We start from the raw sequence: 12,832 nt of genomic DNA, 5'->3' as shown, positions 1-12,832 counted from the left end.
CTAGCGTTTCAGCTTAGGATCGAGTGCATCACGCAGACCATCACCTAAGACATTTAATGCAAAAATCGTCGTCACAATAGCCAGTCCTGGGAAGAGAGTCATATGTACAGCATCTCGAATGTAAGAACGCCCACCTGATAGCATAGCTCCCCACTCTGGTGTTGGTGGCTCTAATCCTAAACCGATAAAACTCAAACCTGCAGCATTAATAATCGCATAGGCAACCCCTAGAGTTGCTTGAACAATAATCGGTGCCATACAGTTTGGAATGATATGTTTTAGGATAATTCTAAAATCACTTGAACCATTTGCTTTAGCCGCTTCCACAAATTCCATATCACGAATAGAAAGCACAGATGATCGCACTAAACGCGCATAACCTGGAATAGCTGCAATACCAACAGCAATCATCAAGTTTGCCAATCCAGGCCCTAAAGCTGCCATAATAGCAATTGCTAAAAGAATATCTGGTATAGATTGTAAAATGTCAATGAACCGCATCAAAACATTATCGACACGCCCACCATAATAGCCAGTCAGTGCTCCAATGGTCACACCAATCACTAAAGAAATGGATACTGAAATAAAACCAACTTTAAGTGAAATTCTTGACCCATAAATAACCCTAGAGAAAATATCCCTACCCAAATCATCAGTCCCAAAAAGGTGTTCTGAACTGGGTGGTGCAAATTGATTTTGTAAGTTTTGCTCGGCAAAACCGTACGGAGCAATTTGGTCAGCAAAAATAGCAACTAAAACTAAGACCATAATGATAAATAAACCAACCATGGCCAACTTATTGCGCTTCATACGGATCCAAATATCTTGTAATCCACGGAAACGTCCACGTTTATGTTCTTGTTCTTTTAATAGATGGTCTTTTACTTGAGGATGTTCCTCTTCCAAACCACGGTCAACCTTATCACGGTCTAATTCAACTACTTCATCTTTTTCAGAATTTAATTTAGGATTTTTCATGTTGATACCCTCCTACACATATTTTGTCTTAATTCGTGGGTCAACATAGGTATATAGAATATCCACAATTAAGTTAACAATACTAAAGGTTACCGCAACGAAAAGTACACATCCTAAAACCATCGGCATATCACGCATTTTGATTGAATCAACCATCAAACGACCAATACCTGGAATCGAGAAAATTACTTCCGTCATCAAGGCTCCCCCCATTAACTGACCGAACTGTGTCCCGACAATTGTGATGATTGGAATTAAAGCATTTCCCAATGCATGCTTCCAAACAACAACATTTTGTCTTTGACCTTTTGCCTTAGCTGTTTGAATATAGTCTTGTCTAATGACTTCCAGCATTGAAGACCGAGTCATTCGCGTTATAACCGAAACGGACTGAGACCCCAAAGCAACTGCAGGTAAAACCATTTGAGATGGCATAGAGAAACCTGAAGATGGGAACCATCCAAGTCTTACAGAGAATAACATAATAAGTAAAAGTCCTAACCAGAATACTGGCATTGAAATACCAATTAAAGCAAAAACCATAGCGATATTATCAAAAATAGAATATTGTTTAATCGCACAGATAATTCCAATTGGAATTCCTAATAGAACGGCGAAAGAAATGGAAAGAAATGCTAATTTTATTGTAGCGCCTGCTCGATTGAAAATCTCAGCTGCAACTGAAGATTTAGTAATATAGGAAGTTCCTAAGTCTAATTTAGTAAATACGTTCTTGATATAACGACCAAATTGTACTAAGAATGGATCTTCTAATCCCATTTCCAATCTTAAAGCCTTAACCGCTGCTTCAGAAGCAGAAGGTCCTAAAGCATTACGCGCAGGATCTCCTGGTGTGATATAAAGCAAAGCAAATACAATAAAAGAGACGCCTAAAATGACGGGAATTAAATATAATAGCCTTTTTAATATATATTTTATCATGTTTTTACGCACCCTCTTCTTTAGATAGAGGAGATGTTGCCATCTCCTCCAGAATACAATGAACTATTTTTCTCCCTTAGTAACCGGAGCTAATTGATACCATCCAAATGGAGAAAGTTTAATATTTTTAACATCTTTTTGAGCGCCAACTGTTAACTCTTTATTGTGCTCTGGAATCCAAGCGGTGATATCCATTAAGTGCTCTTGAGCTTGACGATATAAATCAGCACGTTCTTCGTCGTCTTGAGAGAAGCGCGCTTCTTCTAATAATCCATCTAACATATCATCTTCTAAATAAATGTAATTACCGCCTTCACCTTTAGCTGATGAGTGGAAACATGGATATAAGAAAGTATCTGGGTCTGGAGAGTCTGCTGTCCATGCAATTTCAAACATATCATGTTTTCCATTCTTTATTAATTCGTTAAATGCTGACCACTCTAATACGTTAATTGAAACATCAATACCTACTTCTGATAATTGTTCCTTCATAGCAGTAGCCATATCAATCCGATCTTTATTTTCATTAGTTGAAATAGAAGTTTCAAAGCCATCAGGGTAACCTGCTTCTTCTAATAATTCTTTTGCTTTTTCAATGTCGCGTGCACGAGGCTCATATTCATCAGAGATAGAGTAAGCTAATGTAGGTGACATTACACCTGTAGCTGTTTGACCTAAACCTTTAAATACTGCTTTTACAATGGAATCAATATCAATCGCATAAGAAATTGCTTCACGAACTTTTGGATCATTAAATGGCTCTTTAGCAATATTAAATCCTAGATAAGTTGTCCCATAGTCAAAAGATTTTAATAATTGTAACTTTTCATTATCTTCAATTTTTTCTAAGTCGATTGCTGAAATATCATAAGCAATATCTACCCCACCAGACTCTAACTCAATCACACGGTTACTTGGTTCAGGAATCACACGGAAAATCAGATTTTTATATTCTGTTTTTTCGCCGTGATAATCATCGAAGCGTTCCATTTCAACAGAGTCTGCTTTCGTCCATTTAACAAATTTTACTGCATTAGTTCCCACAGGATTACGTGCATAATCATTACCTGCTTCATTTACAGCTTTTTCATTAACGATATAAGCACCTGGATGACATAACGCAGCTAGAATACCTGAGAATGGTTCTGTTTGTTTAAATTCAACAGTATAATCATCAATTGCTTTTACAGAGTCGATATCAATTGTATCGAATAAGTGTTTAACGTTTGGTGCTTCAATTGCACGTTTTAATGAGAAAACAACATCTGAAGCTTTTAATTCTTCACCATTATGGAACTTAACTCCCTGCTTTAACTTAAAGACGTAAGTCGTTTCATCTGGTTGTTCGAAGCTTTCTGCCAAGCTTGGTTCTGCTTTACCCTCATCATTTATTTTTACTAATCCTTCATAAATTTGTGTCATAACATGACTGGACTGATTATCATTAGTTGCAATCGGATCAAGTGAAATCGCATCTCCTGATACAGCAACTGTTAAAGTTTCTCCGCTCCCTCCACCAGAACATCCTACTAATAGGAACACGCCCATTAGCAATAAAGTAAATAATCCTAATTTTCGTTTCATAATAATTGCTCCTTTATTTATTTGAAAAATTAACTCTCTTTAAAGTGACGTTTTTCACAAATCTTAGATAACAATGACTTAAACCTATTATCCTCCTTCCACATATATTCACTCCGTTGCAAGCGGATTCATATTTTCAGTCTACCTTTTGATAATTTGTTTGTCAACGCTTTCTTGTTTGATATAAAGCCTTCTTTTTTATAAATTTTTTGCTCTAATAGAAAAAAATTATAACTATCAAAAAATTTATTGATCTATTTACTTGAAATTTTTATTGAATTTTTAGCTAACATTTTGTTTAGATTGTGAATATATAAATATGAATGGCATATAGATAATTTAATGAGCAATTTTTTCATTTAAATAGTTTGCTTTCTATGACTTTCTTCACAATCTCTATTATCTTTGGAATAACATATCTCTATAACTCAAAAAACTTGCAGTTTGTGCATTTTTTTAATCCAAAAATTCAATAAAAAAATACTGGACATGAGCCCAGCATTTTTCTATCACTTTATTGAAGTGTTAATTTGAAAATATAATATTAAAAATTTATTAAGTAAAAGAATCATTTTCTTTATGCAGTAAAGTCCAAGCTTTGGGAACGGTTGTCAAAAATAACACTGACTAATATTGCAACAACAAGAGTTGGAATCCATGCAAAGCCAATTTTTACTAGAGGCATATTTACAAGCCATTGCCACTCGATGACCTTAGCGTTCAATAAAACGGATAAAAAGCTAACCAATAAGACGAATAGTAGAGGTAATAAAAATTGCATTCTGTTAAGTGGCCGCACTTTATGTAAGATGACAAGTAAAATGAGGGACATAGTGACAGGATAAATTATCTCTAAAACAGGGCCACTAGTAGCTATAATTTGATCTAATCCTTGATTGGCCATTAACCATGACACAACAGTGATTATGATAACGTGATTTTGATAGGAAATCTTAGGGTATAGATCATGAAAGAACTGACTAATTGCTGCTACTAGGCCACAAGCAGTGGTTAAACAAGCTAAAAAGACAATAATTCCTAACAAAGCTACACCGGATTGCCCCATCGCATTATTAGCTATAGTCTGTAATAGAAAAGTTCCAAGATTTTGTCCTTCAGGAAGCGTTTCTGTCAAACTAATATGGTTACCGACCCAAGATAAACCAAAATAGAACAGTCCTAATAAAGCTGCTGCAATTAATGAAGCCTTGCTTCCTTCTTTTAAGAGTGTTTTTTGGTCAAAGACACCTTTTGCTTCAAAAGCACTTTTAACAACAATCGCAAAGGCTAAAGTGGCAAGTGTATCCATGGTAGCATACCCGTTAACAAATCCTTCAGCCAACGGATTGTTTTGATAAGCGATTTTCATCGGATCAGAGGGTTTACTTGTTCGATAAAGAAAATAGGATCTTACTAGAAAAACAACTAAGGAAATTAACAAAGCTGGCGTTAGCCACTTACCAATCGCATCAACAATCGACTTTTTATTCAAGGAAATCCACAAAACAAGGCCAAAAAAAACGAAGGTAAATAGGCCTAAAGTCATCCCATTAGCGTTAGATATATAGGGAAGAGCGGACATCTCATAGGTAGTTGTGGCTGTACGCGGAATAGCAAACAAGGGCCCTATGATCAGGTAATTACAAGTTAATAAAACAATCGCAAAGACGGGATTAATTTTACTCAAAGCACTAAAATAACCACCCTTTAAACTTGATCCCACAATCATGGATAGTAATGGCAATCCGACGCCTGTAATGATGAAACCAAAAATAGCTGGTAATAAACTTTGACCCGCTTCGTGTCCGAGAGCAACTGGAAAGATTAAGTTACCTGCTCCAAAAAACATGGCAAATAACATAAAACCAATAGCTAATAAATCTTTCTTCTTCATACTAATCCCTCCAGAAAATAAAGTAGTTTTATTTTATTAAAATTCCATGAGGGTTTCAAGAGAAATTTCTAATAAAAACCAAGTAAACGTATTCATTTCTTCAATCGTTCATTAGAAGAAAAAAAGCTGGCCGATGGCCAGCTTTTACTTTTTTTATTATTCTGCATCTTCTTCTGAAGAATCTTCTTGATTATCAGATTCTTCTTCATCCTGGTCAGTATCATCTTCTTCATTTTCTTTAGAATCAAAAGCTGGTTCTAAGTGTCCTTCTTCCGCCAATTTGTCTACAAATTCACGTACTTCAGGAGATGAGAAAGCTTTTTGTAGGGCCATAGCTGCTTCACTATCTTTATTTCCTTCACGAACTGAAAGAATGATAGCAAAAGTATTTTCATCATCTTTTTCTAAGAATAAAGCATCTTCAGGTTTTAAATCAATTGACGCAATATAAGTTGGGTAGTTGAAAACTAATTCAACCCCATCTTCATAAGCTCCTGTTAAGTTTAATAAGTCAACACTTGTGAACTCAAAGTTATAAGGATTTTCAGTAATATCATCTACTGTTGGGAAAAGGCCTGCTTCATCATCTAATTCAATTAGATCATTTTGTTCAAGAACGAATAATGCGCGTGCCTCATTTGTTGGATCAGAAGGGATAGCTACTTCAGCACCTTCTTCGATATCTTCCATTGACTCATAAACTGGTGAGTAAAAACCAACAACTGCGTTATAAACTGGTTGAATAGCTACTAAATCAGCTTCACGTTCTTCATTGAACATTTCCATAAATGGAAGGTGTTGTGCAAAACTTCCGAAAGCTTCATCGTTAAAAACTGCCTCATTGTATTGAATGTTATCAGAAACTTCTACTAACTCAATTGAGTAAGGCTCCTCAATTACATCCGCTGCAATTTCAACGATATCAGTCATTGGTGGCATATGAGAAGCAATCTTTAATACATTATCTTCTTGTGCCGAAACGGATAGTAAACCGCTTAGACCTAGTGATACTGATGCAAAAGTAGCAAAACTCTTAAATAAATTTTTATTAAACATAAAATTCCTCCTATTATCTTTTATCTAACTTACGCGCAATTTTCAATCCTAACCATTGTAAAATTTGAACAATGATGATGATTAGAATAATCGCAAAATACATGATATCCGTTTCATACCTCTGGTAGCCATATCGGATAGCAAAATCTCCTATCCCACCGCCACCAACTACTCCCATAATGGTTGAATAAGATAGAAAGGATACAAAAGCAGTGGTAAATCCAATAATTAAAGATGACCGTGCTTCAACAAATAGAAATTGAGTAACTAACTCCCAAGTATTCGCCCCAAGGGAATCAGCTAATTCCACCACGCCTTTAGGAATGTCATGCAAAGACTGTTCCACGAAGCGGGCATAAAGGGCAATGGCAATCAGCATCATCGGAAAGGATGCTGCAATCGGATCGCCAGTTGCTCGCCCATAAACCATTCGAATAAGGGGCTGCATGGCAACGACAAGTAACAAAAAAGGAAAAGACCGGACAATATTTACAAATAGGTTTAAGCTAGAATTCAAAAATTGATCTGCTCTCACTTTACCCATTCGCTGACCCGGACTAGTCAAAAACAAGAAAGTCCCTAAAGGAAGACCTAACAATATAGCTGCTGATGATGAGAAAAAAAGCATAATACTTGTTTCTTGAAGACTTTCCCATAATTTTGGCCAATATTCAATGACGCGCATTATTAATTCTTCCCACATCTTAGCTTAGGACCTCCTTCACTTTATCGTAATAACTTCCTGCTTGGCCTTGATCACGATCGGTCAAATTATCAACCACATCAATTATACGACCCTCTTCCATAATCGCCACTCTATCACAAAGTTGCCTTACAAAAGCCAATTCATGGGTTACCACTATAATTGTCATGTCGAATTGTTGATGTGCTTCTTTTAATATTTGAACAATTTCATTCGTCCGCATAACATCCAAAGCGGAAGTCGGTTCATCACAAAGCAAAATTTTTGGTTTAGTAATTAACGCTCTCGCGATACCAACCCTTTGCTTCTGCCCACCAGATAATTGACTAGGATACTGATTTTTCTTATCAGCTAAACCAACAAAGTCTAGTACAGAATCGAGAGGCAATGCATCTGAATAATTAAATAATTTAAGGGGTAAGGTGATATTTTCACCAACTGTTTTGTTATTCAATAGATTAAAATGCTGAAAGATCATACCTACAGACTTACGATGAAGTCGTAGTTCTTGCTTGCTGAGTTGCAACAGATCTTGTCCATCAATTAATAACTTGCCGTTGTCTGGTTTTTCTAAAAGATTAATAAACCTTAAAAGGGTCGATTTGCCAGCACCACTCTCACCTACCAAGCCAAAAATTTCTTTATCTTGGATTGTTAGGGAAACCTCATCAACCGCTTTAACTTGTTTATTATTCAAATAGTAATGTTTAGCGACATCAATTAATTCGATCACAAACAATCACCACCTTTCTGCCACAAGTCATAAAAGCATTATAACATACCTTTCTATTTTTTCACATAAAAAGCGTGTAAAAAATATTTGTGAAAAATAATTATTAAACATTGATATAAATGGGTTTTATTTGTTTTTAATTGTGATTATTTAAAATTTAATTTAAAAATTTGTGCACAAAAAAGTAGTGAAATAATATTCACTACTTAAGTTGAATTTTTTTATAGAGATAGCTTACGATCGAATAACCGAGGAGCCGCTTGATAGACTAGGAATAGAATGATTGCTTTTTAATTCGCTATATATTTAGGACTACCGTCTTAAATCGATCCGCTCACTAATCAAATAGATTATTATTCCTCCAACCAATAAAGATAAGCCTTCACTAACCATCATACCTAAAAGAAGGGTCATAAAGGATTCCCAAGGAGCCCCTAAAAAAACAACCAACAAGGCAATATTAACCATCGAAATAGTCATTGATAAACCAATAATTAAATATTTAAAAAATAGCAACTTGTTGATTTCATCTTTCTTATTAGTAATTGAAGGGAATAGTTTTTCAATAATATAGCAAGCTAAATGTAAAAAGATAAAGCTAGTAAGCGAGCCAATCACCATATCCCAAATACCGTAAGTAGAAAAATAATTTACAATAAAAACACCTAAAGTAACCCCTAAAATGTAACGCTTATTGTAAAGGGCTAAAAAATTCAAACCCTCACTGATACGAATACCCAAACCAAAAGAAAGTGGGGAAATTATTAAAGTCAACACTATGTAAAAAGCAGCAATTAATGCTATTCGCGTTAAATCATTAGTAGTATATTTTTTTTCCATATTAATCTCCTTTATAGAGCAAGCTCTAGTAATTACTATGACCAAAGGACTAAGGGTGGCTTTTCCACCGAAGAATCATAGTGTTCATAAAGAACAGATCGTAGTATATCATAATTAAATTGCACAAGTAAAGATTCAGATTTCTAATAAAAAAGCCAAGAATCAGTCTATCTTCAACTAATTCTTGGGTGAATTATAAATGGTTTCTATTCAGTGATAATATCTCTTAACTTATCTTTTGCTCGTCTCAAAGCATTTTTGACCCGATTTTTATCAATGCCTAAATACTCAGCAATTTCTCTAGGTTTCATTGATAAATCGCTATAACAGAAGATAATCTGTCTTTCAAAAAGACTTAATTTAGCAAGATAACGTTCTTTTTCTTCATTGACAATGACTTGTAATTCGGGAGTAGTTGCTAATTTATAGTCATGACTTAAGCTTTTATGACCGATACAATCACCAATCTCCATCTGATCGCGTTCAGCGTCCATTCCAAAGCGAATGGTCTGAGCTTCTTTAGCGTTTCGACGGAGTAAATTAATTAAGTAATTATGCAATGATCTTTGAAAATAAGGTGCAAAATAACCTCCGTATGCAGGATCATAATTTTGAATTACCCGATACATTAGGATAACTCCTTCTTGAATAATGTCCTCTGGTTCATATCCATCAACCGGCATTCGATAAGCAAATTTTTTTAAGAGGGGAATAAAACGTTCAACTAGTAACATAAATGAAAACTCATCAGCGATATTCTGTTTCAAGCGCATAATCAACATTTCATTCGTCAAATGGTCAAACTCGTTCATTTCATCGCTCCATTATTCATTCTTGTCATCATCTAAGCGAAATCTTAGATCATCTAATAGCTTCAATTGGTCAAGCTTCCACGGGCTCCGCCGCCTGATAAGCTGTGAATAATGGTCTTTTACTGTTTGTCGAACCTGTCTTTTATCGAATTGTAATTGCATATAAAGCTCATTAGCAGACATTCGCATGGCACCTTTTTGAAAAATTAACCATTGCTCGGCCATATCACTTGTCGCAACTACTACACGATTAAGTGGAGAAATCCACTGAGCTACTTCTCTTTCAATATAAGAATCAGCCGTTTCTCCTTCTTGCGTAAAAACAACCTCAACTTGATAGTGATCATAAATTTGTGTTATTCCGGGAACAAATTGCGCATCAAAGACAACGATAATTTTGAGATCTCGGTATTTTCGATATTCCGAAAGCTCAAATAATAATTGATCGCGTGCTTGATTTAACTGGTCCATTTTTTTAAGTTTGGTAAGTTCTGGCCATGCACCAATCATGTTATAACCGTCAACAAATAAAATTTCCTGACGTTTATACCGCATGATAATCCCTACTTTCCAATACGGTGGCGTGCTACTTCATACATCAAGACTGCACTTGCAACAGATGCATTCAGACTTTGCACATGCCCAACCATCGGAATAGTAACAATTCCATCTGCTGATTTTTTTACAAGTTCAGAAACCCCTTGACCTTCATTACCAATTACTAATGCAATTGGTCCATGTGAATCCCACTGACGCATGTCTTCTCCAGCCATATCCGTCGCAAAGATCCATATTCCCTTTTCTTTTAACTGATCCATAACCTGTTTAATGTTAGCCACTCGGATCACTGGAACATGTTCAATGGCTCCAGTAGATGTTTTTGCAACTACATTGGTTAATCCAACTGAACGTCGTTTAGGAATAATCACCCCATGAACGCCTGTAGCGTCTGCCGTTCTAAGGATAGATCCTAAGTTATGCGGATCAACAATCCCATCTAAAATAAGAATAAAAGGATCCTCTCCTCTTGAAGACGCTAATTGAAGAGCATCTTCTAATTCAGCATAATCAAAAGGAGGAATAGTCAGAACAACACCTTGATGATTTTCACCATCAACCATTTCATCTAGCTTCAACTTTGGCACTTCCTGGAATACAATCCCTTTAATTTTAGCCATTTTTATTATACTAGATATTACTTCCCCTGCAATCCCTATTTGAATAAATAATTTATTGGCTTGCTTTTCTGTTTCTAAATAAGCTTGAACAGCATGTTTACCATAGATCGATTCACTATTTTCAAAAGCCTTTGAGTCTACTAAAGGCTCTTTGAGAGAATGTTTATTGGTGCGTTTTTTCTTATGAAAATCCGCTCTATCATTTTTCTTTCTCATTTTTAGGCTCCTTCTTCATTAATATATTGAATCGCTTGTTGAATTAAATGATTGCAACGCTCTTCTTGTCCACTCAATTTAAGCCAACCTAATAATGCCTCAAATCCTGTGGCTTGGCGATAATCACCGATTGAAGCATTTTTAGCTTTTGTATTGGCCTTATGATTGCGCCCTCGTTTATAGATTTGAATTTCTTTAGTGGTTAAGAAATCATCTTGTTGAATCCAATGATGCATCACTTTCGCTTGTCCCTTAGCTGAAACATATTTAATGGCAGCCCCATGCAATTTATTGGGATGTGTTTTTCCTAATTCAATGACATACTTGCGTATCTCTACTTCATAAACAGCATCTCCAACATAGGCTAAGGCTGCTCCATTTAGTAAGGAGTACTTATCGGGTATATTTTCATTTGCCACTTTTATCCTCTTTTCCACCTTGTTCCTTGCGGAGTATCGTCTAATAAAATATGTTGTTCTTTCAACCAGTCACGAATTTCATCCGCCCTTTGAAAGTTTTTGTCTTTACGCGCTTGATTTCTTTCCTCAATCAAATCTTCAATTTCACTATCAAGAACCTCTGTTGACTCAAAATCTAAGCCAAATATGGCTAAAATTTGTTGCATTAACTGATTTATTTCTTTTAACAATTGAAGTTCAACCACTTCTTGATCAAGATAGCGATGAATTTGCTTGCTCATTTCAAAAATAGCTGATAAAGCATTAGCTGTATTAAAATCGTCTTCCATCGCTTGATTGAAAGCATTCATACCTACTTCGATAGCTTCTCTTACTTCCTGTTCTCTATCAAGATTAGCTTGTCCACTTCCTAAATGATCCATTCGATAAGATATGCGGTCCATCAGTTCTTTCAAGCGTTCTACTTCACGACTTGCAGTAGCAATAGCATTGGCATCATAACGGATAGGGCGACGGTATTGCACACTAGCTAAAAGATAACGGATAACCATCGGATCGTATTCATTAATAATATCTCTTAGAAGCACAAAATTACCTAATGATTTCGACATTTTCTCACCATCTGACCCCATGGTTACAAACCCATTATGTAACCAATAATTTGCAAACGGATGATGGTGGTCGGAATGGGCTTCGGATTGAGCAATTTCATTCTCATGATGAGGGAATTGTAAATCTTGACCGCCCCCATGAATATCAATCGATTCTCCTAAGTATTTAGTAGCCATGACCGAACACTCAATATGCCAACCGGGTCTACCTTTACTCCACGGTGATTCCCAAGATACTACACTTTTTTCATCTGCTTTCCATAAAGCAAAATCAATCGCATTTTCTTTTTTTTCACTCTCATCATCGCTAATTCTTTGACTAGCGCCTTCACGTAAATCGCTAATAGATTGGTCCGATAATTGGCCATAATTCTCAAATTTAGCGGTCCGATAGTAGACATCTCCTTGGCTTTCATAAGCATAGCCCTTGTCGATTAAAACTTTAATAAAATCAATAATTTCTGGAATGTTTTCCATAACACGTGGGTTATAGCTGGCTGGCTTAACGTTAATCGCACGCATATCTTCTTTATAGGCAGCAATATATTTATCAGAAAGTTCTTTAGCTGTCAGTCCTTCCTTTTCAGCTGCCTTAATAATTTTGTCATCAACATCAGTGAAATTACTAACAAAATTTACCGCATATCCGCGGTACTCTAAATAACGACGAATAGTATCAAAAGCAACAGCCGAACGTGCATTACCAATATGAATATAGTTATATACTGTTGGCCCACAAAGATAAAAGCTCACTTTTCCTTCTTCTAGGGGAATAAAGTTTTCTTTTTGACGTGTTAAGGTATTAAATAATTGAATAGCCATCTTATGAACCCTCTTTCTATCATTAAACTTGAGGCTTATTATAA

Annotated in this window: 13 protein-coding genes; all 13 read right to left on the bottom strand. The window is 35.6% G+C overall.

Annotated elements, in window-relative coordinates; genetic code table 11:
- Complete coding sequence (gene nikC / locus NW240_RS07835; RefSeq protein WP_258436994.1) at nt 1-978, bottom strand: nickel transporter permease; 978 nt, start codon at nt 976-978, stop codon at nt 1-3.
- Nucleotides 979-990: 12 nt separating this feature from the next.
- Nucleotides 991-1,920 (bottom strand): ABC transporter permease, encoded by a 930-nt coding sequence (locus NW240_RS07830; RefSeq protein ID WP_258436993.1) that lies wholly within the window; start codon nt 1,918-1,920, stop codon nt 991-993.
- Nucleotides 1,921-1,983: 63 nt separating this feature from the next.
- Entirely contained in the window at nt 1,984-3,504 is a 1,521-nt protein-coding gene (locus NW240_RS07825; protein ID WP_258436992.1) for an ABC transporter substrate-binding protein, read from the bottom strand.
- A gap of 577 nt (nt 3,505-4,081) precedes the next feature.
- On the bottom strand, nt 4,082-5,398 hold the full coding sequence (gene brnQ, locus NW240_RS07820; protein ID WP_258436991.1) for a branched-chain amino acid transport system II carrier protein: 1,317 nt from the start codon (nt 5,396-5,398) through the stop codon (nt 4,082-4,084).
- Between the two features lie 156 nt (nt 5,399-5,554).
- The gene (locus NW240_RS07815) at nt 5,555-6,454 is read right to left on the bottom strand and encodes a MetQ/NlpA family ABC transporter substrate-binding protein (protein WP_258436990.1); all 900 of its coding nucleotides are present in this window, start codon (nt 6,452-6,454) and stop codon (nt 5,555-5,557) included.
- 13 nt (nt 6,455-6,467) lie between these two features.
- Entirely contained in the window at nt 6,468-7,157 is a 690-nt protein-coding gene (locus NW240_RS07810) for a methionine ABC transporter permease (protein WP_258436989.1), read from the bottom strand.
- A gap of 1 nt (nt 7,158) precedes the next feature.
- Complete coding sequence (locus NW240_RS07805) at nt 7,159-7,890, bottom strand: methionine ABC transporter ATP-binding protein (RefSeq protein ID WP_258436988.1); 732 nt, start codon at nt 7,888-7,890, stop codon at nt 7,159-7,161.
- A gap of 312 nt (nt 7,891-8,202) precedes the next feature.
- On the bottom strand, nt 8,203-8,730 hold the full coding sequence (locus NW240_RS07800) for a QueT transporter family protein (protein WP_258436987.1): 528 nt from the start codon (nt 8,728-8,730) through the stop codon (nt 8,203-8,205).
- A gap of 206 nt (nt 8,731-8,936) precedes the next feature.
- Nucleotides 8,937-9,542, bottom strand: coding sequence for a sigma-70 family RNA polymerase sigma factor (locus NW240_RS07795; protein WP_258436986.1), 606 nt, complete (start codon nt 9,540-9,542; stop codon nt 8,937-8,939).
- A gap of 12 nt (nt 9,543-9,554) precedes the next feature.
- Nucleotides 9,555-10,097, bottom strand: coding sequence for an NYN domain-containing protein (locus tag NW240_RS07790; protein ID WP_258436985.1), 543 nt, complete (start codon nt 10,095-10,097; stop codon nt 9,555-9,557).
- 8 nt (nt 10,098-10,105) lie between these two features.
- A complete protein-coding gene (rlmB, locus tag NW240_RS07785) occupies nt 10,106-10,936 on the bottom strand; it encodes a 23S rRNA (guanosine(2251)-2'-O)-methyltransferase RlmB (protein ID WP_258436983.1) in 831 nt (276 codons plus the stop codon).
- A gap of 2 nt (nt 10,937-10,938) precedes the next feature.
- Nucleotides 10,939-11,355 carry a Mini-ribonuclease 3 gene (locus NW240_RS07780; protein WP_258436981.1) on the bottom strand — a complete coding sequence of 139 codons (417 nt, stop codon included), beginning with the start codon at nt 11,353-11,355 and terminating at the stop codon, nt 10,939-10,941.
- A 2-nt stretch (nt 11,356-11,357) separates the two neighbouring features.
- Nucleotides 11,358-12,788, bottom strand: a complete 1,431-nt coding sequence (gene cysS / locus NW240_RS07775) for a cysteine--tRNA ligase (RefSeq protein ID WP_258436980.1) — start codon at nt 12,786-12,788, stop codon at nt 11,358-11,360.
- Nucleotides 12,789-12,832 lie beyond the last annotated feature (44 nt).

The organism is Facklamia sp. 7083-14-GEN3, assembly GCF_024742075.1.
Lineage (GTDB): Bacteria > Bacillota > Bacilli > Lactobacillales > Aerococcaceae > Facklamia.
The sequence above is the reverse complement of the archived record's forward strand: the minus strand, read 5'-3'. Positions and strand labels throughout refer to the sequence as shown.

What these genes read in the sequence shown, in the direction of transcription:
- nikC (WP_258436994.1), bottom strand. Translation starts at nt 978, where the DNA reads ATGAAAAATCCTAAATTAAATTCTGAAAAAGATGAAGTAGTTGAATTA.
- rlmB (WP_258436983.1), bottom strand. Translation starts at nt 10,936, where the DNA reads ATGAGAAAGAAAAATGATAGAGCGGATTTTCATAAGAAAAAACGCACC.
- cysS (WP_258436980.1), bottom strand. Translation starts at nt 12,788, where the DNA reads ATGGCTATTCAATTATTTAATACCTTAACACGTCAAAAAGAAAACTTT.
- NW240_RS07790 (WP_258436985.1), bottom strand. Translation starts at nt 10,097, where the DNA reads ATGCGGTATAAACGTCAGGAAATTTTATTTGTTGACGGTTATAACATG.
- NW240_RS07810 (WP_258436989.1), bottom strand. Translation starts at nt 7,157, where the DNA reads ATGTGGGAAGAATTAATAATGCGCGTCATTGAATATTGGCCAAAATTA.
- brnQ (WP_258436991.1), bottom strand. Translation starts at nt 5,398, where the DNA reads ATGAAGAAGAAAGATTTATTAGCTATTGGTTTTATGTTATTTGCCATG.
- NW240_RS07795 (WP_258436986.1), bottom strand. Translation starts at nt 9,542, where the DNA reads ATGAACGAGTTTGACCATTTGACGAATGAAATGTTGATTATGCGCTTG.
- NW240_RS07825 (WP_258436992.1), bottom strand. Translation starts at nt 3,504, where the DNA reads ATGAAACGAAAATTAGGATTATTTACTTTATTGCTAATGGGCGTGTTC.
- NW240_RS07800 (WP_258436987.1), bottom strand. Translation starts at nt 8,730, where the DNA reads ATGGAAAAAAAATATACTACTAATGATTTAACGCGAATAGCATTAATT.
- NW240_RS07830 (WP_258436993.1), bottom strand. Translation starts at nt 1,920, where the DNA reads ATGATAAAATATATATTAAAAAGGCTATTATATTTAATTCCCGTCATT.
- NW240_RS07815 (WP_258436990.1), bottom strand. Translation starts at nt 6,454, where the DNA reads ATGTTTAATAAAAATTTATTTAAGAGTTTTGCTACTTTTGCATCAGTA.